Source organism: Streptomyces albidus (ex Kaewkla and Franco 2022) (assembly GCF_013870515.1).
GTDB lineage: Bacteria > Actinomycetota > Actinomycetes > Streptomycetales > Streptomycetaceae > Streptomyces > Streptomyces albidus.
Map to the genome: position 1 here is coordinate 1 of NZ_JACBXA010000016.1, position 23,617 is coordinate 23,617.

General features: G+C 69.1%; 25 protein-coding genes and 2 pseudogenes. 19 read left to right on the top strand and 8 right to left on the bottom strand.

Annotated features, from left to right (window positions below; all coding sequences use genetic code 11):
• The 4 genes from H5J26_RS05010 to H5J26_RS05025 form a co-directional block, all read left to right on the top strand.
• The coding region (locus tag H5J26_RS05010) for a monovalent cation/H+ antiporter complex subunit F (RefSeq protein WP_309237782.1) at window positions 1-386 on the top strand (386 nt) is incomplete at its 5' end.
• The gene (mnhG, locus tag H5J26_RS05015; RefSeq protein ID WP_181764460.1) at window positions 383-748 is read left to right on the top strand and encodes a monovalent cation/H(+) antiporter subunit G; all 366 of its coding nucleotides are present in this window, start codon (window positions 383-385) and stop codon (window positions 746-748) included. The genes H5J26_RS05010 and mnhG, both read left to right, overlap by 4 nt.
• 83 nt (window positions 749-831) lie before the next feature.
• Window positions 832-1,260 (top strand): hypothetical protein, encoded by a 429-nt coding sequence (locus H5J26_RS05020; RefSeq protein ID WP_181764461.1) that lies wholly within the window; start codon window positions 832-834, stop codon window positions 1,258-1,260.
• A gap of 218 nt (window positions 1,261-1,478) precedes the next feature.
• Window positions 1,479-1,895 carry an ATP-binding protein gene (locus H5J26_RS05025; RefSeq protein ID WP_181764462.1) on the top strand — a complete coding sequence of 139 codons (417 nt, stop codon included), beginning with the start codon at window positions 1,479-1,481 and terminating at the stop codon, window positions 1,893-1,895.
• Window positions 1,896-2,007: 112 nt separating this feature from the next.
• Here the strand turns inward: H5J26_RS05025 and H5J26_RS05030 are convergent, their stop codons facing one another.
• Complete coding sequence (locus H5J26_RS05030) at window positions 2,008-3,321, bottom strand: MFS transporter (RefSeq protein WP_181764463.1); 1,314 nt, start codon at window positions 3,319-3,321, stop codon at window positions 2,008-2,010.
• Between the two features lie 165 nt (window positions 3,322-3,486).
• Between H5J26_RS05030 and H5J26_RS05035 the strand changes: the two genes are divergently transcribed.
• The gene (locus H5J26_RS05035; RefSeq protein ID WP_181764464.1) at window positions 3,487-4,107 is read left to right on the top strand and encodes a bifunctional 4-hydroxy-2-oxoglutarate aldolase/2-dehydro-3-deoxy-phosphogluconate aldolase; all 621 of its coding nucleotides are present in this window, start codon (window positions 3,487-3,489) and stop codon (window positions 4,105-4,107) included.
• A 47-nt stretch (window positions 4,108-4,154) separates the two neighbouring features.
• The gene (locus H5J26_RS05040) at window positions 4,155-4,904 is read left to right on the top strand and encodes a FadR/GntR family transcriptional regulator (protein WP_181764465.1); all 750 of its coding nucleotides are present in this window, start codon (window positions 4,155-4,157) and stop codon (window positions 4,902-4,904) included.
• Window positions 4,905-5,062: 158 nt separating this feature from the next.
• On the opposite strand, the gene H5J26_RS05045 is transcribed toward H5J26_RS05040, so the two are convergent.
• The gene (locus tag H5J26_RS05045) at window positions 5,063-5,410 is read right to left on the bottom strand and encodes a hypothetical protein (RefSeq protein WP_181764466.1); all 348 of its coding nucleotides are present in this window, start codon (window positions 5,408-5,410) and stop codon (window positions 5,063-5,065) included.
• A 291-nt stretch (window positions 5,411-5,701) separates the two neighbouring features.
• Between H5J26_RS05045 and tap the strand changes: the two genes are divergently transcribed.
• Window positions 5,702-7,843 carry a telomere-associated protein Tap gene (gene tap, locus H5J26_RS05050; protein WP_235980410.1) on the top strand — a complete coding sequence of 714 codons (2,142 nt, stop codon included), beginning with the start codon at window positions 5,702-5,704 and terminating at the stop codon, window positions 7,841-7,843.
• 116 nt (window positions 7,844-7,959) lie between these two features.
• Here tap and H5J26_RS05055 read toward each other — a convergent pair whose 3' ends face one another.
• Window positions 7,960-9,870: a RiPP maturation radical SAM C-methyltransferase gene (locus H5J26_RS05055; protein WP_181764467.1), complete on the bottom strand. Its 1,911-nt coding sequence runs from the start codon at window positions 9,868-9,870 to the stop codon at window positions 7,960-7,962.
• Between the two features lie 509 nt (window positions 9,871-10,379).
• On the opposite strand from H5J26_RS05055, the gene arsL reads away from it, so the two are divergent.
• The 7 genes from arsL to H5J26_RS05090 all read left to right on the top strand — a co-directional run bounded on the left by arsL (window position 10,380) and on the right by H5J26_RS05090 (window position 17,760).
• Window positions 10,380-11,630, top strand: a complete 1,251-nt coding sequence (arsL, locus tag H5J26_RS05060) for an arsinothricin biosynthesis radical SAM protein ArsL (protein ID WP_181764468.1) — start codon at window positions 10,380-10,382, stop codon at window positions 11,628-11,630.
• Between the two features lie 29 nt (window positions 11,631-11,659).
• Window positions 11,660-12,919: a GNAT family N-acetyltransferase gene (locus H5J26_RS05065; RefSeq protein WP_181764469.1), complete on the top strand. Its 1,260-nt coding sequence runs from the start codon at window positions 11,660-11,662 to the stop codon at window positions 12,917-12,919.
• 32 nt (window positions 12,920-12,951) lie between these two features.
• A complete protein-coding gene (locus tag H5J26_RS05070) occupies window positions 12,952-14,058 on the top strand; it encodes a GTP-binding protein (RefSeq protein WP_181764470.1) in 1,107 nt (368 codons plus the stop codon).
• A gap of 17 nt (window positions 14,059-14,075) precedes the next feature.
• Window positions 14,076-14,873, top strand: a complete 798-nt coding sequence (locus H5J26_RS05075; RefSeq protein WP_181764471.1) for a methyltransferase domain-containing protein — start codon at window positions 14,076-14,078, stop codon at window positions 14,871-14,873.
• A 104-nt stretch (window positions 14,874-14,977) separates the two neighbouring features.
• The gene (locus tag H5J26_RS05080) at window positions 14,978-16,072 is read left to right on the top strand and encodes an inorganic phosphate transporter (RefSeq protein WP_181764472.1); all 1,095 of its coding nucleotides are present in this window, start codon (window positions 14,978-14,980) and stop codon (window positions 16,070-16,072) included.
• Window positions 16,073-16,081: 9 nt separating this feature from the next.
• Window positions 16,082-16,411, top strand: coding sequence for an ArsR/SmtB family transcription factor (locus H5J26_RS05085; protein WP_181764473.1), 330 nt, complete (start codon window positions 16,082-16,084; stop codon window positions 16,409-16,411).
• A gap of 71 nt (window positions 16,412-16,482) precedes the next feature.
• Window positions 16,483-17,760 (top strand): ATP-grasp domain-containing protein, encoded by a 1,278-nt coding sequence (locus H5J26_RS05090; protein WP_181764474.1) that lies wholly within the window; start codon window positions 16,483-16,485, stop codon window positions 17,758-17,760.
• Window positions 17,761-17,805: 45 nt separating this feature from the next.
• Here the strand turns inward: H5J26_RS05090 and H5J26_RS05095 are convergent, their stop codons facing one another.
• Window positions 17,806-18,915, bottom strand: a complete 1,110-nt coding sequence (locus H5J26_RS05095) for a permease (RefSeq protein WP_181764475.1) — start codon at window positions 18,913-18,915, stop codon at window positions 17,806-17,808.
• Between the two features lie 307 nt (window positions 18,916-19,222).
• Here H5J26_RS05095 and H5J26_RS05100 point away from each other — a divergent pair, with 307 nt between their 5' ends.
• Window positions 19,223-19,561 carry an ArsR/SmtB family transcription factor gene (locus tag H5J26_RS05100; protein ID WP_235980407.1) on the top strand — a complete coding sequence of 113 codons (339 nt, stop codon included), beginning with the start codon at window positions 19,223-19,225 and terminating at the stop codon, window positions 19,559-19,561.
• A gap of 30 nt (window positions 19,562-19,591) precedes the next feature.
• Here H5J26_RS05100 and H5J26_RS05105 read toward each other — a convergent pair whose 3' ends face one another.
• On the bottom strand, window positions 19,592-19,996 hold the full coding sequence (locus H5J26_RS05105) for an arsenate reductase ArsC (protein ID WP_181764476.1): 405 nt from the start codon (window positions 19,994-19,996) through the stop codon (window positions 19,592-19,594).
• Window positions 19,997-20,084: 88 nt separating this feature from the next.
• On the opposite strand from H5J26_RS05105, the gene H5J26_RS05110 reads away from it, so the two are divergent.
• The 4 genes and pseudogenes from H5J26_RS05110 to H5J26_RS05125 form a co-directional block, all read left to right on the top strand.
• Complete coding sequence (locus H5J26_RS05110) at window positions 20,085-20,399, top strand: ArsR/SmtB family transcription factor (protein WP_181764477.1); 315 nt, start codon at window positions 20,085-20,087, stop codon at window positions 20,397-20,399.
• Entirely contained in the window at window positions 20,396-21,508 is a 1,113-nt protein-coding gene (arsB, locus tag H5J26_RS05115; RefSeq protein ID WP_181764478.1) for an ACR3 family arsenite efflux transporter, read from the top strand. Before H5J26_RS05110 ends, arsB begins: the two co-directional genes overlap by 4 nt.
• On the top strand, window positions 21,505-21,705 hold the full coding sequence (locus H5J26_RS05120; protein ID WP_181764479.1) for a hypothetical protein: 201 nt from the start codon (window positions 21,505-21,507) through the stop codon (window positions 21,703-21,705). Before arsB ends, H5J26_RS05120 begins: the two co-directional genes overlap by 4 nt.
• An 8-nt stretch (window positions 21,706-21,713) precedes the next feature.
• A pseudogene (locus H5J26_RS05125) lies at window positions 21,714-21,806 on the top strand (FAD-binding protein); the annotation flags it as partial.
• Window positions 21,807-21,827: 21 nt separating this feature from the next.
• Here the strand turns inward: H5J26_RS05125 and H5J26_RS31270 are convergent.
• The 3 genes and pseudogenes from H5J26_RS31270 to H5J26_RS05135 form a co-directional block, all read right to left on the bottom strand.
• Window positions 21,828-22,304 carry a GNAT family N-acetyltransferase gene (locus H5J26_RS31270; RefSeq protein ID WP_235980415.1) on the bottom strand — a complete coding sequence of 159 codons (477 nt, stop codon included), beginning with the start codon at window positions 22,302-22,304 and terminating at the stop codon, window positions 21,828-21,830.
• Between the two features lie 111 nt (window positions 22,305-22,415).
• Window positions 22,416-23,090: pseudogene (locus tag H5J26_RS31275) on the bottom strand (methyltransferase domain-containing protein); the annotation flags it as partial.
• Window positions 23,091-23,102: 12 nt separating this feature from the next.
• The gene (locus tag H5J26_RS05135) at window positions 23,103-23,441 is read right to left on the bottom strand and encodes an ArsR/SmtB family transcription factor (protein WP_181764481.1); all 339 of its coding nucleotides are present in this window, start codon (window positions 23,439-23,441) and stop codon (window positions 23,103-23,105) included.
• Window positions 23,442-23,617: the final 176 nt, after the last annotated feature.

The window sequence follows — 23,617 nt, forward strand, 5'->3', positions numbered from 1 at the left end:
GGGCCGTGGAAGCAGTCCTGAGCATCGTCGTCGTCCTGCTGCTGATCTCCGGAGTGCTGGTGACCGTCCGGCTCGTGCGGGGCCCGTCGATGCTGGACCGCGCCGTCGCCCTCGACGCGCTGGTCGCGGTCGTCATGGCCGGCATCGGCGTCCTCACGGCGGTGCGGAGGATCCCGTACTACCTCCCGGCGTTGCTCGTCCTCTCCTTCCTCGGCTTCACCGGCTCGGTGAGCATCGCCCGCTTCCTGGCACTGCGCGACGAGGCGGGCAGCGAGGACGCGGACAAGGTGGAGGACGAGGAGGACGCTGGGGGCGAGAGCGAGGCGAGCGCGCATGGGGACGGCGAGACCGGGACCGCGAACGGCGAGCAGGGGAGCAGCGGATGAACTGGTCGGGTGCCGCCGATGTGGCCGCCGCCGTGTGCATGGTGACCGGCGCCGTGCTGTGCGTGCTGGCGGGGATCGGACTGCTGCGGTTGCCGGACGTGCTGACGCGGATGCACGCGGGCACCAAGCCGCAGACGTTCGGACTGCTGCTGGTCCTCATCGGCGCCGGGCTACGGCTGCGCAGCGGGGTCGACATGGGCACGCTCGTCCTCGTCGGCCTCTTCCAGCTGCTCACGGTGCCCGTGGCCGCGCACATGGTCGCCCGGGCCGCGTACCGCGCCGGCCGGGTGGACCGCGAGCACCTCGTGGTGGACGAGTACGGTCAGGAGTCACGCAACCCCTCCGACGGCCGTCCGAGGTGATGGGGCGGCAGGAACCCCGCGCCCGCAGGCGGGCGTTGATGATGTTGAACCGTCTCGCCGCCAGTTCACGGAGGTTCCCGCGCATGTCCAGCAACCACAGCCCGGACCGGTCCGCACGGCCCGACCGTCGGGTCCGGTCCGAGCGGTCCGACAAGTCCGCACGGATACTCGCGAAGGTGCTCGCGGGTTCCGGGGCGGCGCACTTGGTCGTTCCGAAGCCGTTCGACAAGATCGTTCCCTCCTGGCTGCCGGGTCGCGCCCGCACCTGGACCGAAGTCAGCGGAGCGGTCGAACTGCTCCTCGCCGCAGGGCTCGCCGCCCCGCGCACGCGGCGCGCGAGCGCCTACGCCGCCGCCGGATTCTTCGCCGCCGTCTTTCCGGCCAATGTGAAGATGGCGTACGACTGGCGGCACCGCTCGACCCCGCTCAAGGCGGTTGCGTACGGCCGGCTCCCCCTTCAGGTCCCCTTGGTGCTGTGGGCACGGCAGGTCGCGCGCCGGGCGGAGCGCTGAACGCCCCTTTCCGTGCCTCTCGCAGGGAAAGCGACGGAATCGTGGAGTTCTCGTGGCCGACTGCGGCCGTGGAGGATCCGGGTGATTGCTCGCCCCGGTGCCGGGAATGACAACCTGCACATCTCATTTCGTGCGACCGGGTGGTGTCCGGCTTCCGCCGCGTGAGTGGCCGGCCAACCCTCTCCGCCCGTCGCCGACATGGAGGGGAAGTGAACGTCATGCGCGCGAGCACGCGCCCAGCGCGGCGCACCGCACGCGTCGAGTACACGCTCCCGCGGGAGGCCGCATCCGCCCGCTGGGCACGCCAGTTGACCACCGGATTCCTGAGCGGTTCGCGCACGTCGCCGGAAGCGGCCACGCAACTGGACGAGGCGAACCTCGTCGTCTCCGAGTTGGTCACGAACGCCACCCGGCACGGCCGGGGCCGATGCCGTCTCCGGCTCAGCAGCGCACACGGCACTGTCACGGTCGAGGTCCGCGACGACGGCGTCCGTCTGCCCAGAATGCGGCGGACCGGGCTGGAAGGTGAAGGCGGCCGGGGCATCCCGCTGGTGCAGTGTCTCGCCAGGAGGCTGAACGTCACCGTCGCGCCCGGTGGCGGCAAGACCGTCCGCGCCGTGCTGGACGCTGCCTGACGGAGCTGGAGCCCGCAACCCGGATGCGGTGTACCCAGGCGTACCGGAGTTGGGTTTTCGGGCGGTCCGGGGGCGTACGCAGCGCGCGCACCGCCCCCGGACCGCCCGGCGCTCAGACGGATGCCCCGGAAGCGGTGCGCTCGTCGGCGAGGGGTTCGAGATCCCGGTGGCGCTCCACGACCCGGCGGATGCCGATGGTGCCCACCGCTGCGACCGCCATGGCCGCGACGAGGAACCACAGCCCGGATTGCGGGGATCCAGTCCGGTCGACGATCGCGCCGATGCCCATGGGCCCGAAGCCACCGCCCAGATTCCCGACCGCGTTGATCATGGCGATGCCGGACGCGGCCTGCACCCCGGTCAGGAAGCGGGAGGGCAGCGACCACATCACCGGCTGGGCCGAGTAGATGCCCAAGGCAGCCGCGCTCATCAGTGCGATCTGCAGCACGTGGCTGTCCACGAGTGCACTCGCGGCAAGGCCCACCGCGCCCAGGGCCGACATCCCCGCGATCCACGGATAGCGGGAGCCGCTGCGGTCGGCGAGTTTGGGTACGACCCAGAGTCCGAGGGCGACGAAGACGTACGGGATCGCCGTGACGAACCCCGTGGCGGTGCTGCTCAGCCCGCCGAATCCGTCGACGATCGTGGGCAGCCAGAAGCTCAGCCCGTACGCGCCGATCGGGTAGCAGAGGAAGAACAGCGACATCCACACCACGCGGCGGTCGCGCAGCGCCCGCAGCGGACTGCCGTGATCCTCGCCCAACTCATCGGCTTCGCGGGTGAGTTCGGCGGTGAGCCAGGTACGTGCTTCGCTCCCGAGCCAGCGGACCGAGCCGGGACCGTCCGGCAGCAGCCACAGAGTCACGAAGCCGAGGAGGATCGCGGGGGCACCGGTGGCGACGAAGATCCACTGCCACCCGTCGAGACCGAACGTGCCGTGCAGCCCGTCGAGCCAGCCCATGAACGGATTGCCGATGATGAAGGCCAGCGGCTGCGCCATCATGAACCAGCCGACCACGCGGGCGCGGTAGCGGTACGGATACCACTTGGTCAGGTAGTACAGGACGCCCGGATAGAACCCGGCCTCGGCCACGCCGAGGAGGAAGCGGGCCAGATAGAACTGCCAGCTGTTGACGACCAGCATCGTCAGTACGGTGACCAGACCCCAGCTGATCATGATGCGGGTGAACCAGCGCCGCGCGCCGAACCGTTCGAGGTAGACGTTGCTGGGTACCTCGAAGACCGCGTAGGCGACGAAGAAGGCCACCTGCCCGAAGGTGAACGCGGCGTTGGACAGGCCCAGTTCGTCTTGAAGCGTCAGCTTGGCGAAGCCGACGTTGGACCGGTCGACGTAGGCGACGAGGTACAGCAGGACGAGGAACGGCATGAGCCGCCACGTCACCGCTTTCATCACCTTGCTCTCCATGTGGATCTCCTCATTGAACTCCTGTGGAACGAGGCCAGAACCTAACGTGATTTGATAGCACCATTGAAGAGGGTGGACGTGACGACTTCATCCGGAGGAGCCTCCAAGCCCCCGAGCCCGCTGAACTGAAGGACCGCACGACCGGCAGTTGAGGAGACCCTGGCCATGTACCGGTGGGAGATCATGCGCGCCGTGACCGCACAGCGCGTCTTCGGCATCGTCCGCAGCGACTCGTCCGAGGAGGCGTTCCGCGCCGGCGAAGCCGTGCTGGACGCGGGACTCGGCGCCGTCGAGGTCGCGCTCACCACCCCCGGCGCCCTGCGCGCGGTGACCGGCCTCAGCGAGTCGCGGCCCGGCGCGGTGATCGGCGCGGGCACCGTTCTGGACGAGGCCGCCGCCGTCTCGGCGGTGCGGGCCGGTGCGCGCTTTCTGGTCTCCCCGAGCCTTCATCCGCAGGTGATTCGGACCGGACACCGCTACGGCGTGCCCGTCATACCCGGCGCGAGCACTCCCACCGAGATGGTGCGGGCGCTGGAGGAGGGCGCGGACGCCGTCAAGATCTTCCCCGCATCCGGCAACGGCCCCTCGTGGCTGCGCGACGTGCGAGCGGCTCTGCCGCAACTCCCCGCCGTTCCCACCGGAGGTGTGACAATCGAGGACGCGCCGGACTGGGTCGCGGCCGGGGCGGTCGCATGCGGCATGGGCTCGGCGCTCACGTCCGGAGGCGCGGCGAAGGCGAGCGAGCGCGTGAGCCGGCTGCTGGACCGGCTGGCGAGCGCGCGCTGATGGCCGCCGGGGGAGCGGGGGCGAGACCGGGGAACGCGGGGGAGCGAATGGAACTGAGGGGACTGCACGGACAAGTCGTCGACCGGATCGGTGAATCGCTGGCATCCGGTGACATCGGCGCAGGGGAAGTGCTGCGGCTGGAGGACGTGCAGGCGCGCTTCGGCGTCTCACGCACCGTGGCCCGGGAGGCCGTTCGCGTGCTGGAGTCCAAGCACGTCGTCACCAGCCGCCCCCGGGTGGGCATCACCGTGCTGCCGATGAACGCGTGGAACCTGTACGACCCGCAGGTCATCCGCTGGCGGCTGGCCTCTCCGCACAGGGAGGCCCAGCTGCGGGAGCTGGCCGAACTGCGCACCGCCGTCGAACCGTACGCCGCGTACCTCGCCGCCGCCTCCGCCGCGCCAGAGGCCCGGAGGGAGCTGTCAGCTCACGCCGAATCGATGGCGTCCTCCGCCCGCGAGGGAAGCATGAGCGAGTTCATCGCCGCCGACGCCGCCTTCCACCGTGTGCTGTTGGAGGCGTCGGGCAACGGGATGTTCGCCCAGCTCGCGGTCGTCACGGAGGAACTCCTCGTCTCCCGCGGCGATCTGGCCCTGATGCCGCACCGAGTGGACATGACCGCCGTCGCCCGACACGCTCAGGTCGCCGACGCCGTCCGTTCCGGGCAGTCCGACGAAGCAGCGGCACATCTGCGCGAGATCATCACCTCCGCGCACGGCGAGGTGAAGCAGATCATCGCGGACGAGGCACCGACGGCCGGCATGCCCGCCCCCACGGCTTGTGCTTTCCACAGCTGATTCGAGAGGCGACGCGGCAACAGGTCCCGTACGTCGTCGAGTTCGGGCCGCAAGGACGCCTTACCACCCACCTGTCGCTGACGCGGACGGCCAACCCGTCGCCTCCGCACGGCAGTTGCGGATGCCCGACCCCGAAGCTCCGGGATGTGCCGCGGTCTTCACTGCTGATTCGACCACGCCGCCCATGCGGAAGCGACGTCCGAGTGGAATCGGCAGCGCACGTCCTCACCCAGAGGTGCACGGAAACTCTCGTCCCCACCCACGATGTGGAAGCGCAGACGGCTGCCGGCCGGCAGCAGCTGCGCCAGCTCGTGCGGGGGCAGCGCCTCGTCCAAGTACACGTGATTGAGGTCGAGGTAGAACTGGGTCCGCTCGTCCACCGCCCGGGCGCACAAGCTGTAGTGCATCACCCGCAGCGTCGCCGCACACAGCGTGCCGCTCGCCGCCACCCACACACGCAGACCCGCGACGGCCAGGACGCGTACCTGTATCGTCGCCGTCCCCATGAAAGCCCTTGTCCGACCGTACGGGTGGCCGCACGGGGGCACACCCCACGCCGAAACCGCCCGTACAGATCCCTTGATATAGCGGCCGTACTGACTGGTACGCACAAGTATCACGGCCCGGTCGGCGCAGCGGCAGGCGGGTGCAGGACAAGGCACGTTCCCCCCGCATTCCTCACGAGAACGAACGGGTCCTGCGCAGCAGTTGACCTGCTGTGTCGGTGTCTGAGGCTGTCGTACGTCTGAAGTACGCTCGGCGTACGTTTCGAGCCACGGAGCGGGCTGGTGCGGGAGATGGAGCCGATGGCGGAGCACGAAGAGCTGTTCGCGGCGGTCGACGCGCTGCTCGAGCAGGCCAACGGGGAACTGCCGCCCCCGCAGGAGCGGGCCCGGCTGCGCCGCGCCGCCGGACTGAGCCAGCAGCAGGTGGCCGCCGCGCTCGGGCTCAAGCGGCGGGAGACCGTCGCCGACTGGGAGACCGGCCGAAGCGAGCCGCGACCGCCCAAACGTGCCGCGTATCTGCGGCTGCTGGACGGGCTGGCCGCCAAGTTTCCCACGCCCTCCGACGAGCAGGCCGCCCCTCTCGCGGCGCCCGATTCCGGTGACTCCAGGGCGACTTCGGCCGACGCCCCGGCATCCGATCCACCCGTCACAGAACCGACCGCAGCCCAGCCGCCGCCCCCCTCCGCGAACCCGCCGCGGCAGCAAGCCCGTACTACGCACCGTCCCGCGCAGGCCCCCGCCCGTCACACGGCCTCACCGGCCGGCAAGGCCCGCCCCCGCGAAGCTCCCGCCCGGGAGCCCGATCCCCGGTTCGCCAACGGCCCGTTGGCCGTCCTGGACGGTGACGGTGCCGCGTACTGCATCGACGGGCTCATCCTCGACTGCCCGGCCCGGACCGTCGTCGAGCTCGTCGAATGGACCCTGAACGAGGCCCGGCTCGGCGCCGCCCGGCTGCACCGCTCCGGCAAGGACGCCGATCCGCTCGTCGTCCTGAGCGAGTCGGCCGCCACTCTTCTCGGGCTGCCGGCGCAGCTGGAGGACCGGCGCAACCTGCGCCTCCCCGAGGACCACGAAGTCGTACGCGGCATCGCCCGGGCCCAATGGCGGCTCACCCGGCGCGGGTTCGGGCCCTGGCCCCGCATCTACCGCCCGGCGGAGGCCGGGGTGCGCCAGTGCGTGCAGCTGGCCGTGCTGCCGTGGGACGCGCTGGAGCCCCGCACCTGGGGCGCCGCTGCGGAGCTTCCCCCGGCCGAACTCGCCCAGGTTCTGGGGGAGTACGCCCGAGAAGTCATCACCCCCCGCGGCTCGAGCGCCGTCAACGGCCTGGAGCTGATGACGGCGCTCCGCCCTCCCACGCGGGCAGTTCAGGACCCGTCGTCCGGCGCCTACGTCTCCGCCCCGATGCCGGGCTCGCTGACCGCCGTGGTCGACCCCGCGCCGCCCGAAGCACCCGACGAGCACCCCGTCGCCCTCGACCGGTCGGCGGACGACGTGCTCGACGAGGAGGCGCACGAGTGGTTCCGTGAGCCGGAGTTGCTCACCGACGCCGAGTGCGCGAGCCGCTTCGCGGTCGGCCTGGACGTCAACATGGCGTTCGCCGCGGCCGCGAACCGCCTCACGGTCGGACTGTGCGCGCCCGAGCACGTCACGTCACCCGAATTCGACAAGAAGCTGCCCGCCTCGTGGCTCGTCGACCTCTCGCACATCGACATCGACACCCGGCTGCCCAATCCGTTCACCTCGCACGGAGCCCGGCCTCAGGGCCCGGCCTGGTACGCCACCCCGACCGTCGCCTACGCGGTCGAACTCGGTTACGCGGTACGCCCGTTGGAGGCGTACATACGGCCTGAGAGCGGCCCCTACCTCGACCCCTGGTACGCCCGCCTGCGCGACGCCTACCTCGCCACCATGGAGCAACTCGGCGTCCACCCGGGCCTGGACGAGGCCGACTACCTCGCCGCAATGACAGATCACAAGCTCAAGGATCCCGCCCGCGCCGCGCTGCTCTCCGCCGTCAAGGCCACCGTCAAGGGCGGCATCGGCAAGCTGCGCGAGCGCCCGCAGGGAGCTCGCTACCGGCCGGGGGAGAGGTGGCCGTCGCTGGAGCGCCCCACGTGGCGCCCCGACATCCGCGCGGCGGTGATCTCCGCCGCGCGCGTCAACATGCACCGCAAGATGCGCAAACTCGCCGACGCCGCGGGCCTGTTCCCGCTCGCGGTGCTCTCCGACTGCGTCGTGTACCCCTCGTCCGGCCCCTCGCCGCTGGACGTGCTGCCGCGCACGGAGGACGGCAAGGCACTGCCGGGCGGCTTCCGGCTCGGGGTGAGCCCCGGCATGGTCAAGCACGAAGGAACCCGGCCGTTCCTGTGGGCCGCCGAAATGCTGGACGCCGGGGACAATCCGGCTCGCCACATCAAGGACGACGGCGTGTAGATCCCCTCACCATCGAGACCGACCGGTGTCCGGGAGTTCCTGCGCGTGGACTCGGTCCCACGCTGCACGCGCGAGCCGACTCCCGTGCCGCTCGCCGCTCTCCGTGATCCCGCCCCCTACAGATTCGGATTGGCGGGAAGCGCGAGCGCCAGGTACTTGCCGTCCTCGCTGACCATCAGACCGTTGTCGCAGCACTCGTCGAGGAACGACGTCACCCCGTCCAGCGCCACGTCAGCGCCGGTGTCGAGAAGGTCCTGGTGGAGCCGCTTGGCGCTGTGGGCGGTGTCGCCGCACGCCTCGTACGCCTCGGCCCGCCAGCCTTCGATCACAGAGCGCTGCTCCTGGTCGGTGCGCCCGTCGATGACTTCGAGACGACCGGGCAGGCGGCGGTAGACGAGGGTCGGAGACTCCTCGCGCCACTTCGTGCGCCACTCGCCCACCGCGGAGTACAGGCCGTCGCGGGCTTCCTGGGATGCCACGCTCTGCGCGTCGTAGTCGAAGTAGTACGCGATCTTGGAGTGGTCGAGCGTGTCGGGATAGATGTATCCGTAGCAGGAGCGCGGGCGTACGTTCGACAGGCCGAGGGAGCTGTCGGTGAAGTAGGGGCTGAAGCGCTCGAGCCAGATGACGCCGCCGCAGGCCGGGGGTTGCAGGTGGTGCAACAGCGGCACCAGTCGGGCCTGCTCCTCGTAGTCGGCGTCGCTCTCGCCGGGGAAGCCGCTGAGGATGTTCCAGTCGACGGTGATGCCGTGGTACTGCGCCCATTTCAGCAGCCGGATGTTGATCAGCTGAGTGGAGCCCTTACGCATCAGGTCGAGGATGTGACTGCTCAAGCTCTCGATGCCGGGCTGGATGCGGTTGATGCCGGCGCGCTTGAGGACGGCGAGCTGGGCCCGCGTCAGGTTCGCCTTGACCTCGTAGAAGATGTCGACGTCCCAGTGCCGTGCTGCGAGATCGGTGCAGAGGGTTGTCAGGTGCTTCATGTCGAGGATGTTGTCCACGGCTTCGACATGGGCGACGGGATGCTCACTCAGCAGGCTTTCGAGTTCCTGCAGGGCCCGGGCGCCGGACTTGGGGCGGAAGCCCATGCCGAGCGCGTTGAGGCCGCAGAAGGTGCAGTGATGCTTCTGTCCCCACCAGCAGCCCCGGGAGAACTCGACGAGCAGCTTGACCTGCGCGTCTCCCAGGACTGCCGGTTCGCCGTGCCGGTGCAGGCTCGCGAAGTACTCGGAGTAGTCGGGGGCGGGGAGGGTGTCGAGGTCTTGCGTGCGCGGTGATTCGCCGGTCGGCTCGGTCGCACCCCTGGATCGCACGCCCGGAACACCGGCGGTGTCGCCGGCGGCGATGCGGTGCAGGAGCGTGGGGAAGGCGATGTCGCCCTCTCCTGTCACGACGTGGTCGATCCAGGGGAGCCGCCTCAGGTACTCCTCGCCCATCTCGCCGTCGAAGTTGGCTCCGCCGTAGACGACGGTCAGTTCGGGGAAGCGTTCCTTCAGGATGCGGCCCATGGCAAGAGAGGCCGTGTTCTGGAGAAAGGTGGAGGAGAAGCCGACGACGTCGTAGGACGCCCAGTCGACCTCCTCGGCGCAGCGGGCCAGCCACTGGGGGAGGACTTCACGGCGAAGGGCGCTGATCTCCTCGCGCCCGCCTCCGGTGACGTCCCGCCAGATGTTCTCCACCTCGGGGAACTCGGCGTGGTAGTCCTCCTCGGGCCGGACATCCCCGACGGCCGCGTAGGAGAAGAGCCACTCGCCGAACTGGTGAAGACGCTCGCCGCCCGCCTCCGCGATGCCGGTGTACGTCTCCGGTCCGACGACGGCGGCCAGTTCGACGTTGAGGTAGTGCACAGCGCAGTCGTGGCCCGCCTCCCGCACCACGGACGCGAGAAGCCCGCACTGGATCGACGGTGTGTCGGAGCGTGCCCACGGCATGTTGACCAGCGCGACCCGGAGGCGCCGTGCCGGTGCGGTGAGAGCCTGTTGCGGCTGGGGTGAACCCTGCACCAGGGGGAGCATCTTCGGCGACATGCCAGTCCTCCTACGTCCGGGTCTGTCCGTGTCGGCGCGCTGCGACGCGCGGGCGTCGCCGAGTGGGGCTGTGTTTCGAACTGGGTCTGGCTTGGGAGTCCGTCAGGAGTGTAGGGACGCCCCCGGCGCCTGGGAAGCCTTGACGCGGGATCACTAATCGAAGATTGGCGATAGAGCCCCAGGTGCAACAGGCGAACCACCTGCGGCGGCGGGTCATCACCCCTGAAGTCGCTCCGTCTCCGAGTCATGGAGGGAGTCCGCTCAATTCGACTCCTGAAGTCGGGAGATGGAAGCGCTGCGGGTACGGACCGGAGGTCCCGGAAACCCTGCCGATCCTTCATCGCGACGACCGCATCCCTGGGGGATGCCAGCCGGTTCCGTATCGGTCTATTGACATACATCGTTAGAGGCGGCAGTGTTCCGGCCGTCTCGGACCTTCGCTCACGACCAGGGCACAGCGCGCTCCGCACGGTTCGCTTTCTTGGATTGATTCACTCCCGGGGGGAAGTGTGACTCAGCCGCGTGTGCTCGTCGCCTCCGCTTTCGAAGCGGAGATGCAGCCTCTGACCTGTGCATATGCCGCCGCCTCCTTGCAGGCTCACGGCGTTGAAGCCGTCGGCTGGGACGCGCACTTCCAGCCTGAAGCCGCCCCTGAGGGGCCGTTCGACCTGGTCCTGGTGTCGGTCCAGCAGTTCGAGGGGCTGGAGAAGGGCCTGTCACTGGCACGCGATGTGCGCGAACGTTTCGGCACCACCGTCATGGCGTTCGGTCAGTACGCGCAGATGAACCACCGCGAGTTCCTCGGCGTGGCGGACGCGATCGTCATGGAAGAGCCCGAGCTCATCAGCGAGGAACTGGCCGAGTTGGCGCGGGGGACGCGCGAACTGCAGGCGGTCCCGGCGCTGATGACGTCGAAGGGGATGCGTCCCAGGCCGCCCCGCCGGCGGATCTCCGTGTCCACGCCGGCCCGGGATCTCTTCCCCTCCCTCGTCCATTACCCCGCCCACCACTCGCCGTTCGGGCTGATGGGGAACATCGAGGCGTCCCGTGGCTGCCACCACAAGTGCACGTACTGCTCCGTCTACGGTGCCTACGACGGTGGTGTCGCGGTCTATGAGGCGGACAGCGTCCTGTCCGACGCCCTGCAGCTGGCGGAGGAGGGCGTACGCCACTTCTGCTTCATCGACGCGGAGTTCTTCAACTCCCGCACGATCGGCGCCGGAATCGTCGAACGGCTGGTGGACGCAGTCGGGCCCATCACGTTCGAGTTCACCACGCGCGTCGACCACGTACTGAGCTACCCCCGCGAGCTGGAGAAGCTGGTCTCGCTCGGACTGCGCCGCGTCACCTGCGCCCTGGAGTTCCCCTCCGACCGCATCCTGCGCATCTTCGACAAGCACATCGACGTCGACCACATGCGCCAGGCCGTCGTCGAGGCCAGACGCCTCGGCTTCGAGCTGTATCCGACGTTCATCCCCTTCACTCCCTGGGTCGAGTACGACGAACTGCTCGGCTTCGAGGACTGGCTGGTCGAGGCGGACCTCGCTCACGTCACCGATCCGACTGCCCTTCAGACCCGGCTGCTGCTGTTCAAGGGCTCGCCGCTGCTGTCCTCACCGTGGATGGAGGACATCGCCACCGTCGACCGCGGCTTCTGGACGGAGTGGACGCACCCCGACAGGCGCGTCGAAGAGCTGTGGCAGCAACGAAGATCCGACGCGGAGGACGTGGGCAGGGTCCGTTGCTGCGTGAAGTGCTGACCGGTCCCTCTCACCCGAAGGAGCCCGAGATGGGTGGATCACCTCGCGTCGTCGTCTCCACCGGCCAGGCCCTTCCCGAGATGGCCTGGTCCGAGGAGCTCACCGACCTCACCGATGCCTGGCCGTACCTGGGCCCCACCTGGCTGTCAGCCACCGAGAAGGTCCTCCCGGAAGCCCAGCCGTGGCACACCGTCGCCACCCGGGCCCGCGGCGAACTGGCCCTGCTTCCCGGATACGTCCTCGCCGCGCCCCCCGTGGTCGACCACGAACCCCGCACCTACCTCGGCTGGAAGGCGCCTTCCGGTGAGGAGGTCTGCTGCGGAGCGGAGACCGACTCCGCGCGCAGCGCCGAGATCGACGAACTGGGCACCGACCCGTTCTTCCCGACCCTTCTGCTGGGCTCCCCGCTCGGCTACCGCACCGAGGTCGCGTACAACTTCTGGACGCCCACCCTGGTGGGGACCCTCGTGGAGAAGCTGGTCCCCGCCGCATTCGACGCCGGCATCCGCTGCATCCTCGCGCCCTGGATCCCCGACCGCCGCGTCGGCCGGGACATGGTGGCCGCACTCGAGTCCGCAGGCGGACACGGATGCTTCTGGGGGTACGAGGACTTCGTGAGCCTGGACGCCCCGGACTGGGAAGGCCATCTCGCCGCCCTCCCTCTGAAGAAGCGTCAGCGCATCAAGGCGGACGTCCGCAAGGCCGAGGCCGCAGGCGTCACCATCGAACGGATCGACGGCACCGGCATCCGCCCGTACGTGGAGCGGATCGCCGAACTCACCTGCCTCAACCGTGAGAAGAACGGCGCCGGCGAGGAGCCCGCACACATCGCCGGCATCCTCTCCGCACTCATCGACGAGGGGGCGGACGTACGGGCCTACCTCGGACGCAAGAACGGTGAACTGGTCGCCAGTTGCATCACGCTCCGTAAGAACCACCGGCTCTTCCCCAAGTGGGCGGGCTTCGACTACGCGGCCATCGGTGAGCGCAGCGGCATCTACTTCGCCCTGGTGCTCGACGCCCCCGTACGCGACGCCTACGCCGAAGGTCTGCGGACGGTCGAGTTCGGCGCCGGCGCCCACCAGGCGAAAGCTCTGCGCGGCTGCACGCCCCGCGCCATGACCACCTCGCTGCTGCTCTCCGATCCCACGCTGCGCCCCCAGGCCGCAGCTTGGCTGGATGCGTTCGGGTCGAGCAGGCGCAGCGCGTTCGGGGACGCGGTGCCGACCCGTCCTGCCGCACTGCCGCTGCTGAGCGAATCGTCCGGCGGCTGCTGCTCCACCAGCTGAGCCGACCTCCGACCGACGAGACGGGGAATCACATGATCACCTTCATTCCGCTGACCGGATTCCTGGGCGCGGGCAAGACCACGACCATGACCACGGCCGCCCTCGCCCTGCAGGAGAAGGGGCACAGGGTCGCCGTCATCACCAACGACCAGGGTGTGGAGCTCGTGGACACCCACCTGGTGCGCAGCAAGCTTGACAGCGTCGCCGAGGTGACCGGCGGATGCTTCTGCTGCAAGTTCGAGGATCTCGTCGAGGCAGTGGTCGCCCTGACCGAGTCCGACGGCGTCGACACGGTCATCGCCGAGGCCGTCGGCAGCTGCACCGACCTGCAGGCCACCGTCGTACGGCCGTTGCGCCGCTACTACGGCGAGAACATGGTCGTCGCTCCTCTGACGACGGTCGTCGACCCGTTGCGCCACCGGGCCTTCGATCGAGCGGCGCAGCGCGGTGAGCCGGAGTCGGACCTGTCCTACCTCTTCCGGCAGCAGCTCACCGAGGCCGACGTGATCGCGGTGAACAAGCTCGACACGATCACCGCCGACCAGGCCGAGGAGCTGCTGCTCGGGCTGCGGAAGCAGTACGGCGACGCCGGCGTCGTCGGCTACTCGGCGACCACGGGCGAGGGGGTGGGCACGCTCCTGGACGCGTGGGAGGCGCCCGCCGGAAACCACGCGGTCGATCTGGACGTCGACTACGACCGGTACGCGGCGGCCGAGGCCCAGCTCGCCTGGATGAACCAGGAGCTCGAACTGACCGCCGCAGGCGAAGAGTTCGACGTCACCGCCTGGGCGCGTACCGTCCTCGAGCACCTTTCCGGCTGGGCGGCGGAGAACGGGGCCGTGATCGGCCACGCGAAACTCAGCGTGCACACCGGGGACGGGGAGTTCGCCAAGCTGAGCCTCGTCGAAGCTGGCGCACCGCCCACCGAGGATCGCGCCCTCGCAGTGGCGGCGGCCGACGCCCGAGCTGTGATCAACGCCCGCGTCGCCTGCGAACCGCAAGCCCTGGACCGCGCCGTCGCCGACGCCGTCTCGACGGCCGACCAGGCCACAGGTACGCGCTCCTCAGCCACGTCACCGGTGTCGTTCAAACCCGGCTACCCCCGCCCTGTGCACCGCCTCGCCCCCGCCGGCGCCTGACGCGAAGGACCCCGCCCATGACCGACACCACCGCCGGCACCGCCGCGAAGCTCCAGGACGAGGTACGCGCCTACTACCGCTCGAAGGCCGACGAGGCCAGCACGAACGGCGCCTGCTGCTCACCGGATCCGGAGACCTTCGGGCCCGCCGCCTACCAGGACGTTCGCCCTGGCGCGGCGACAGACGCGGCCCTCCTGGCCAGTCTGGGCTGCGGCAATCCCACCGCCGTCGCCGAACTGCGCGAAGGCGAGACGCTGCTGGACCTGGGGTCCGGGGCGGGGCTGGACGTCATCCTCAGCTCCCGCCGCGTGGGCCCCGACGGACGGGTCTTCGGCCTGGACTTCCTCGAGGAGATGCTCGCCCTGGCCGCCGCCAACGTCGCGGACGCCGAAGCCGACAACGTGGTGCTCCTCAAGGGCACCATCGAGGCCATTCCCCTGCCGGCGGCCGCAGTCGACGTGATCATCTCCAACTGCGTCATCAACCTGTCGGTCGACAAGCCCGCCGTCTTCGCCGAGATGGCCAGGGTGCTGGCACCCGGCGGACGCCTCGGCATCAGCGACGTGGTGGCGGAGGACCGGCTCAGCCCCGAGGAGCGCGCCGAGCGCGGAGGCCACAGTGAGTGCATCGCCGGGGCCCTCTCCGTCTCGGAGTACACGGAACTCCTGAGCGCCGTCGGACTGGTGGACGCCGAGGTCGACTTCACTCAGGAGGCCGCGGACGGCCTGCACGCCGCAATCATCCGTGCCCGCAAGCCGGCTGACGGCCCGGCGGGCTCCCTCCTGCCCGGCGCTGGAGGTCGCTCCTGCTGCTGACCCGTACAGCACGTCCGGGGCCGTGTCCGTGAGCGCGCGACCTCACGCGCCTCCGCGGCCCCGGTACTCAGTGGTCCGTCCTCGCCTGCGATGGAGACACCGCCATGTCTTTCACCACCGTGCTCGTCCTCGTACTCGTCGCCGCGCTGGCAGCAGCGAACGGCGGCAACGACGTCCCCAAGGGCGTCGCCACCCTCGCCGGAGCGGGGGTGACGAAATACCGCACGGCCATCCTCTGGGGGACCGTGACCACGTTCGCCGGATGCATCTGTTCGCTGTTGCTGGCCGAGAAGATGACGAAGCTCTTCTCCAAGGGCATCGTCACCGCCGAACCCACCGAGGCTTTCGCCGTCGCCGTGCTGGCAGGCACCGTCAGCTGGGTGGCGCTGGCCACGGTGCTGCGCCTGCCGGTCTCCACGACACACGCCCTGATCGGCGCGCTACTGGGCGCGGGCATGCTGTTCGCCTCCAGCAGCATCGCCTGGAGCGCGATACCGACGAAGTTGCTGATCCCGCTGCTCGTCAGCGTCGGCGTCGCCTACGGCATCTCCTTGCTCCTCGCCCTGTTCTTCCGCAACGGCAACAAGAGCGGCGCTCCAGGTGACACCGCGATCGACAGCCCCGACGTCGCAGACCTGCCGGCCCCGGGCAGCACCACCGCCTCCTCCGGCACCACGGCGGTTGTCACACCCGAGGCCTCCGCCGTCTCTTCCCGTCCCGCCGCCCCACAGGCTCCCGACCGCAAACTGACCGCTCTCCACTGGACGACCAGCGGCGCCACCGGCTTCGCCCGCGGCCTCAACGACACCCCGAAGATCGTGGCCATCGGAGCCTTCGCGCTCGTACCGGTGGGGATGACGACCTGGGAGGTGGCGTTGCTGGTCGCAGTCGCGATGGCAGTGGGTTCGCTGACCGGCGGCATGCGAGTGGCGCAACGACTGGGGGAGGGGGTCATCCGCATGAACCACAAGGAAGGCTTCCTGGCCAACCTCACCACGGCAACCCTGGTGGGTCTCGGCGCCGGCTACGGGCTTCCCATGTCCACCACGCACACCTCGACCGGCGCCATCGCCGGTTCGGCCGGAGCCGACGTGAGCCGCCTGAGCGGGAAGACCCTCCGCGACTTCCTCATCGCCTGGATCGTCACCCCGCCGTTCGCAGCGGCAGTGGCAGCCGTCGTCTTCCTGATCGCCCGATAGGACCCCGCGGTGGCAGACCACGCACTCGAGCACGAGACCCTCACCGAGTACGCCAGCTGGTTCCGGGCTCTGTCCGATCCCACCCGGATCCTCATCGTCGACTTCCTCAGCCGACAGCCCCACCCCGTACCGGCGGGTGCCGTCGTCGACCACCTCCAGATGAGCCAGCCCACCGTCTCCCACCACCTGCGGACGCTCCATCAGGTGAGGATCGTGACCCGACACCGCGCGGGCGCCAAGATCCTCTACGCGGTCGACGCCCGGTGCTCCGCCGAACTACCCCGAGCCGCGGCCGAACTGCTCGGCGGGGCCGGCAGGCAGGCTTCCCCGGCCCGGTAGTCGCCTTCCTCGGACAACTTCCCGCCCTGCAAGGGCCCTTGCCGCACACAAGAGAGAGGACGACGCTCCCGATGGTCATCCCGGCCCAGCATGCCCAGCCTGAGACGGCCGACGAGTCCGCACCCCTGCTCCTGCTCGTAGGCAGCGGCGACCGCCGGTACCGCGAATACATGGTGGCCGCAGTCGCCCGCCACTTCAGGCTGTGGCTGCTGGACGCCCCGGAACCCACCTGGCAACTCCCGTACGTCCAGGGCACCACCCAGGTCGACACCCGCGACCCGGAAGCTCTGCACGCTGCCGCCGCTCCCGTGGCCGCCGGACAACCGGTTGCCGGCGTCTTCACCTACGACGAATCGCTGGTGCACTCCAGCGCTCTCCTCGCACAGCGTCTCGGCCTGCCGGGCGCCTCACCGGAGTCGGTGCTCGCCTGCCGAGACAAGGCCACCACCCGGGCTCTGCTGACCGAGGCGGGAGTACCCCAACCGGCCTCCACCCCCGTCTCCACAGCAGAGGAGGCCCGCAAAGCTGCCGACGCCATCGGCTACCCCGTGGTGGTCAAGGCCCGCGGCCTGGGCGGAAGTATCGGCGTCCTGCGTGTGGAAGGCCCCGCATCGGTGGAGGACGCCTTCCACTCGGCCGCTTCCGCCCAGTGGCCCGGCGTACCCCGCTACGCGGCCGACGTCCTGATCGAGGAGTACCTGACGGGCCCGGAGATCAGCGTCGATTCCGTCGTCACCTCGTCAGGAGTGACGCCGATGGTGCTCGCCAGGAAACAGGTGGGAATGGAGCCCTACTTCGAGGAGACGGGACATACGGTCGACGCCGACGATCCCCTGCTGAAGGACACCGACCTCACCGAACAGCTCGCCCGCATCCACAAGGCGCTCGGTTTCGAATGCGGCGCCACCCACGCGGAGTTCAAGCTCACTCCCGACGGGCCACGTCTGGTCGAGGTAAACGCACGTCTCGGCGGCGACTTCATCCCCTATTTGGGGATGCTCGCGACCGGTACGGACCCCTCCGTCGCTGCCGCAAGCGTCGCCGCCGGCCTTGCCCCGGACACGAACCCGAAGACGCGGCGTACCGCGGCCATACGTTTTCTGTACCCGGAAGCCGACTGCGAGGCGGTGGAAGCCGTCGTGCGCACCGACCTGTTGGGGCCGACGGTGCACCAGGCCGTGGCCACCGCGGCGCCCGGTACCAGGCTGGCTCTCCCGCCGCGCGGTTACATGTCCCGCTTCGGGCATGTGATCGCGGTGGGGGAGGACGCCGCTCAGGTCGCGGCAGACCTGACCGATCCTCGTCGGCTCATAGAACTGCGTTCGCGTCCTCTCGACGAGGGGGCGTGAGACCGACGGACCCCGGAGGGGGGTGGGGGTTGAGGTCCGTCGGTCTCACATGAAGGGGAGAGCCACCAGGCCGAGCCCGATGCTGCCCAGGAAGCTCACGCCCAGGTAGAAGGCGAACACCGGCAACTTCACGACGCTCTTCACGGCCACCATCGCCGGGATCGTCGTCACCGCCCCGCCCAGGAGGAAGGTCACGCCCGCAGCCGCCACCATGCCCTGGTTCAGCAGACCTTCCACGACAGGGATGGCTCCGACACCGTTGAGGTAGAGGGGAACGCTGACGGCTCCGGCCAGCAGGACGGAGACCACGCCCTCCGTGCCCAGCAGGGAGGAGACGACGTCGCCGGGCACGTAACGGATGATCAGTGCCTCGAGGACGATGGCCAACAGCAGCCACCGTCCGAGGTGGATGGAGTCGCCCCAGATCTCCTTCAGGATCTCCACGGGCCGCAGGTTCTTGATGTCCCGCCGGACCAGCACCCTCCACGGTGTTCCGTCGTCGTCGGCCAGAGGGTCCGGGTCCGCCGTCCCCGAAGCGGAACAGCCGCCCTGGGGGGAAGCAGTGTCATCGGCGGTCTCCGCCATTGCCCCGCTCGTCGCACCAGCGCTTCCTACGGCAACCGCCGCCGGCTCCGGGGCGGTTGAGCACGCGGTCGTCGTAGCGGCGGCGTCGGCCTGGCCGCATGTCGCAGCAGCGGTCCGGGGCTTGGAGGCGGTGATCAGCGGATTGCGGAACCGGCCGCGCCGTTCCAGAGCAAGGACGATCAGGCCCGCCCCGAAGCTCAGGATCAAAGCGCCCACCAGGCGCGCCGTCGCCACCGGGAACCCGAGCTGAGCTGCGGAGAGCGCATAGATCTCAGGATCCATCGATGGAGAGGCGATCCAGAAGGACATCACCGCCGAGAGGGGAACCCCTGCGATCAGGAACCGGCGGATCAGGGGGATGACGGTGAAGGAGCAGAACGGGCTGAAGGCCCCGATGGCAGTGACGACCGCGACCCCCGCGATCCCGCGCCGGGAGAAGCTGCGCCGGGCGACGACGTCTATGGAGAGCCGCTGCACGGAGATACCCAGAACGACCGCGATCAGGAACCACGGAAGGTAGTGCAGGACCTCCCGCAGGATGAAGAGGACGAGAGCCTGCACTTCACTCACTGGTCAACCTCTCTGGGCTGGGCGACAGGGCGAGCAGCAGAACGGCCTCGCTGCCACGACGAACGAGAGTCCCTTAATCGAATATCGATGATAAACGATTAAGTAGTACCGCACCACCGATGACTACCGGCCACCGCGACGACGTGGTCGCGGGCAAGGCCGAGTCGGGGCAGGGGTGGAGATCGCGCCCATCGCCGGGCGTGAACAGTGTGGTTGTACCGGATGTTCACCGCTCTGCGAAACCGCTGCCAAATGACTGGGACTGGGTCTATCGGACGGTTCCTTCATCGCCTAACATCGATAAGCGATGACTGGCACCATGAACGCACAGCTGATCGACCGGAGCACGGCCGAGTCCTACGCGACCTGGTTCAAGGCCCTCTCCGATCCGACGCGTGTGCAGATCCTCAATCTCCTGGCCCTCGCTCCCGAAGCGATGAGCGTCGGGGAGATCGTCGAGCAGGTCGGTGTCGGGCAGTCCACGGTCTCGCACCACCTGAAGCTGCTGGCCGACGTGCGCTTCGTCTTCCGCGAGCGGCAGGGGACGTCCATCCTCTACTCGATCAATGTCGCCTGCGTGGCCTGCTTCCCCAGTGCGGCGGACGCCGTCATGGGGCGCCCGGGTGCCGCCCGGGATGTCGGCTGAGGTCTCCGCACGCAGTCACGGACGTGCGTGTCACCTGGGGCTGAGCTCGGAGATCAGGCCCTCGATCCGGGACTTGATCTCGTCGCGGATGGGGCGGACGGCCTCAACTCCCTGGCCCGCCGGGTCCTTCAACGTCCAGTCGAGGTAGCGCTTGCCCGGAAAGACGGGGCAGGCGTCACCGCAGCCCATGGTGATGCAGACGTCGGATGACTGAACCGCGTCCACGGTGAGGATCTTCGGAGTCTCGGCAGCGATGTCGATGCCGACCTCGCGCATCGCGTCGACGACAGCGGGGTTGACGGTCTCGGCGGGGGCCGACCCGGCGGAGCGGACCTCTACCCGATCGCCCGCCAGGTGCTTCAGCCACGCGGCGGCCATCTGGGACCGGCCGGCGTTGTGGACGCAGACGAACAGCACCGAGGGCTTCTCCGGCATCAGTCTCTCTCCTGCCTCATGGCGAATCAGGTGCACACGACAGCGCGCCTGTTGGTGTCAGCCGTCACTGATGTGACAATATCAGCGCATGCTGACGTCAGTCGACACTGACCTGATCCGGGTTCTCGCGGACCCCCTCAGGCTTCAGATCGTGACCCTGCTGGCCCACGAAACCCTCTGCACGACGCACCTGGTCGAAGAGACCGGTGCACGTCAGACCAATCTCTCCAATCACCTGAGGGTGCTACGCGAAGCCGGTGTCGTCGATACCGAGCCGTGCGGCCGCTTCACCTACTACAAGCTGCGGCCCGACGTCATCGAGGCCGTGGCCAGCTCCTTTTCGACTCTTGCCGCTGCTGCACGCGCCACTGCTGCTGCCGACAAGAAGAGGGCCTGTCCGTGACCCGCACCGAATCCGCCTCGACCACGACGGTCCCGGAACCTACGTCCCAGGTCGTCGCCCGACTGTCCACGCTGGACCGCTTCCTGGCGGTGTGGATCCTCGTCGCGATGGCTCTGGGACTGGGGCTGGGCCGCATGGTGCCCGGACTCGACGACGCCTTGAGCAGGGTCGAGATCGGCGGGATCTCCCTGCCGATCGCCGTCGGCCTGCTGATCATGATGTATCCGGTGCTGGCCAAGGTCCGCTACGACAAGCTGGATGCTGTCACCGGAGACCGGAGGCTGATGGTCTCCTCGCTGGTCATCAACTGGCTCCTGGGCCCGGCGGTGATGTTCGCCCTCGCCTGGATCTTCCTGCCGGACCTGCCCGAGTACCGCACGGGTCTGATCATCGTGGGGCTCGCTCGCTGCATCGCGATGGTCATCATCTGGAACGACCTGGCATGCGGCGACCGCGAAGCCGCTGCCGTCCTGGTCGCCCTCAACTCCGTTTTCCAGGTGCTCGCGTTCGGGCTGCTCGGCTGGCTCTACCTCGACCTGCTGCCCGGCTGGCTCGGACTGGGAAGCGGCGAACAACTCGACATCTCCATGTGGAAGATCGCCTGGAACGTCGTCATCTTCCTCGGCATCCCGCTGCTGGCCGGTTTCCTCACCCGCCGCCTCGGTGAGAAACGCGTGGGTCGCGAGGCGTACGAGAACCGCTTCCTGCCGAGGATCGGGCCGTTCGCCCTGTACGGCCTGCTGTTCACCATCGTGATCCTCTTCGCCCTGCAAGGAAAGACGATCACCTCGCAGCCTCTGGACGTCGTCCGCATCGCCCTGCCCCTGCTGGCCTACTTCTCGCTCATGTGGTTCGGCACGTTCGCGCTCGGCAAGGCCATCGGCATCCCGTACGACCGCACCGCGACGCTCGCGTTCACCGCCGCGGGCAACAACTTCGAACTGGCCATCGCAGTCGCCATCGCCACCTTCGGCGTCACCTCCGGACAGGCCCTCTCCGGCGTCGTCGGCCCGCTCATCGAGGTCCCTGTCCTGGTCGCCCTGGTGTACGTCTCGCTGGCCTGGCGCAAGAGGTTCACGCCTGCGGCACAGGACGTTGTGGCCCGGTGAGTGAGAGCGGATCGAGCCGCACGCAGGTGGCACTGCGGTGGGTGTGGTCCAACCGGATATCTCTGGCCGTGCTGCTCGGGGTGGTGTGGACCGGGGTGATGTTCCTGTTCGTGCGTGACGCAGCGATCTCCGTGATCTGCGGCGCCGTCTTCACCGGAGTTCTGGCCGTGACCCTGCCGAGGCCACCCAAACCGTGAGCGGGACGATGATCAAGGACGTGGTGGTGGTCGGCGGCGGCCGGGCGGGACTCGCTGCCGGCTACCACCTGCGCCGCAAGGGCGTGGACTTCGTGACGCTGCCTCGGAGATCTCCCGACCGGTCAGCTGACCAGCGGGCTGCGGCGCTCGAGGAGCACGACGTCGCGCCAGGTGCCGTGGTGCTGCCCGACGCGTTCACGGCGCCCGATGACACGGAAGCCGGCGCTTTGGTGAAGGGCGAGGCTGGCGGTGTTCTCGGGGAAGATGCCGGACTGAACGGTCCAGATGCCGGCGCTCTCTGTCGAAGCGACCAAGGCGTCCAGCAGAGCGCGCGCGACGCCGCGGCCACGTGCGCTGGGGTGCACGTAGACGGAGTGCTCGACCACTCCCGCGTAGGCCTTGCGTGACGAGGTCGGGGCAGCGGCGGCCCAGCCGGTCACCCCGCCCGTCGCGTCGTCGACGGCGACATAGCGGTGCAGCGTCAGTCTCGCCGCGTCGAACGCCTCCCAGGACGGGGCGGCAGTCTCGAACGTCGCGTCCCCTTCCTCGATCCCGGACTGGTACAGCGACAGCACGGCTTCGGCATCGTCCGCACGCATGGGTCGCAGGACGGCACCTTCGGGGGCAGCCGGTTTGCCCGCCTTCACGATGGCCGAATGGACACCCACTCCGGCGTCGGCGGTCGAGGTGATGTCGATGCCGGTGAAGCCGGCCCCCAGCAAGAGCTCCCGGTACTCCTCGGCCGTGAGCGTTGTCGCGCAGCCGGTGGCACGCTCGGCCTCGGCACGCTGGTCAGGTGTCAGCCCGGGACGGGCGAGAACGTCGCTGACCCCGAAGTGACCGCCCGGCCGCAGCACGCGGTATGCCTCGGCCAGGACACGGGGCTTGTCGGCGGACAGATTGATCACGCAGTTGGAGATGACAGCGTCCACGTGCGCATCGGGCAGGGGAATCTCCTCAATGCGGCCGTGCAGGAACTCGACGTTCTCCACCCCCGCCTGCCGTGCATTGGTACGGGCGAGGGTGACCATCTCGGCCGTGGTGTCGAGACCGTATGCCATGCCGTCAGGGGCGACGCGGCGGGCGGAGAGCAGCACATCGATGCCGCCGCCCGACCCGAGATCCAGAACCTTCTGGCCGGGGGCCAACGGAGCCACGGCGACGGGGTTGCCACAGCCGAGGCTGGCGCGCACGGCGCCTTCGGGCAGCTCGGAGGTCTCCTGGTCGTAGCCGGCGGACCCGAACTGTCCTTCAGCGAAGGCGTCCTCCCCGCAGTCGACGATCCGCTCTCCTGATGCGGCGGCACGCGCCAGGGCTCCGTATCGGCTGGTGACTTCTGCCTGCCGGTCCGCAGCGCGCTGATTCGGTTCATCTGCCTTGGACATGACGGTCACTCCTCATGCGTGTTCAGGGGGCGGCCCGCCTGGGGCGGGGCGGCCCATGACGACGTCGGCGGCTGAAGGGAAGCAGGTCACGCACTCGTCGTTGATCCGGTAGTAGCTGGCCGTTCCGGCGTATTCGGCCAGGACGAACTGCACCTCGGCGAGCTGCTTGAGATGCGCGGAGACCGTGGACTGGCCTACCTGCACCGCGTCGACTATCTCGCCGACGCTCATCGGCCGCCCACGGCGAGCAAGCAGGGAGACGATCTGGACCCGGGTCGCGTCGGCCAGCACCTTGAACCAGGAGGCGTACTCCTGGGCGGTGGCACGGTCGAGAGGCTCAACTTCTTTCATCGTTGATCGACGATAAAGGATGAAGAGCCCTTCGTCGACCTCCGGGCTCCGGGACGGGGGAGGCCAGACAGTCGATCAGCACATGCGCCGAGTGCCCGCCTCCTATAGATCTCGGACTGTCGATCAGTGGCCCTCAGGGCGAAATCTGCCCGGTGACCGGGGTGCCACAAGCCCGT

Bases quoted from the DNA above. Each gene is read 5' to 3' on its own strand.
- mnhG (WP_181764460.1), top strand. From the start codon at position 383: ATGAACTGGTCGGGTGCCGCCGATGTGGCCGCCGCCGTGTGCATGGTG.
- H5J26_RS05020 (WP_181764461.1), top strand. From the start codon at position 832: ATGTCCAGCAACCACAGCCCGGACCGGTCCGCACGGCCCGACCGTCGG.
- H5J26_RS05025 (WP_181764462.1), top strand. From the start codon at position 1,479: ATGCGCGCGAGCACGCGCCCAGCGCGGCGCACCGCACGCGTCGAGTAC.
- H5J26_RS05030 (WP_181764463.1), bottom strand. From the start codon at position 3,321: ATGGAGAGCAAGGTGATGAAAGCGGTGACGTGGCGGCTCATGCCGTTC.
- H5J26_RS05035 (WP_181764464.1), top strand. From the start codon at position 3,487: ATGTACCGGTGGGAGATCATGCGCGCCGTGACCGCACAGCGCGTCTTC.
- H5J26_RS05040 (WP_181764465.1), top strand. From the start codon at position 4,155: ATGGAACTGAGGGGACTGCACGGACAAGTCGTCGACCGGATCGGTGAA.
- H5J26_RS05045 (WP_181764466.1), bottom strand. From the start codon at position 5,410: ATGGGGACGGCGACGATACAGGTACGCGTCCTGGCCGTCGCGGGTCTG.
- tap (WP_235980410.1), top strand. From the start codon at position 5,702: ATGGAGCCGATGGCGGAGCACGAAGAGCTGTTCGCGGCGGTCGACGCG.
- H5J26_RS05055 (WP_181764467.1), bottom strand. From the start codon at position 9,870: ATGTCGCCGAAGATGCTCCCCCTGGTGCAGGGTTCACCCCAGCCGCAA.
- H5J26_RS05065 (WP_181764469.1), top strand. From the start codon at position 11,660: ATGGGTGGATCACCTCGCGTCGTCGTCTCCACCGGCCAGGCCCTTCCC.
- H5J26_RS05070 (WP_181764470.1), top strand. From the start codon at position 12,952: ATGATCACCTTCATTCCGCTGACCGGATTCCTGGGCGCGGGCAAGACC.
- H5J26_RS05075 (WP_181764471.1), top strand. From the start codon at position 14,076: ATGACCGACACCACCGCCGGCACCGCCGCGAAGCTCCAGGACGAGGTA.
- H5J26_RS05080 (WP_181764472.1), top strand. From the start codon at position 14,978: ATGTCTTTCACCACCGTGCTCGTCCTCGTACTCGTCGCCGCGCTGGCA.
- H5J26_RS05090 (WP_181764474.1), top strand. From the start codon at position 16,483: ATGGTCATCCCGGCCCAGCATGCCCAGCCTGAGACGGCCGACGAGTCC.
- H5J26_RS05100 (WP_235980407.1), top strand. From the start codon at position 19,223: ATGACTGGCACCATGAACGCACAGCTGATCGACCGGAGCACGGCCGAG.
- H5J26_RS05105 (WP_181764476.1), bottom strand. From the start codon at position 19,996: ATGCCGGAGAAGCCCTCGGTGCTGTTCGTCTGCGTCCACAACGCCGGC.
- H5J26_RS05110 (WP_181764477.1), top strand. From the start codon at position 20,085: ATGCTGACGTCAGTCGACACTGACCTGATCCGGGTTCTCGCGGACCCC.
- H5J26_RS31270 (WP_235980415.1), bottom strand. From the start codon at position 22,304: ATGCGTGCGGACGATGCCGAAGCCGTGCTGTCGCTGTACCAGTCCGGG.
- H5J26_RS05135 (WP_181764481.1), bottom strand. From the start codon at position 23,441: ATGAAAGAAGTTGAGCCTCTCGACCGTGCCACCGCCCAGGAGTACGCC.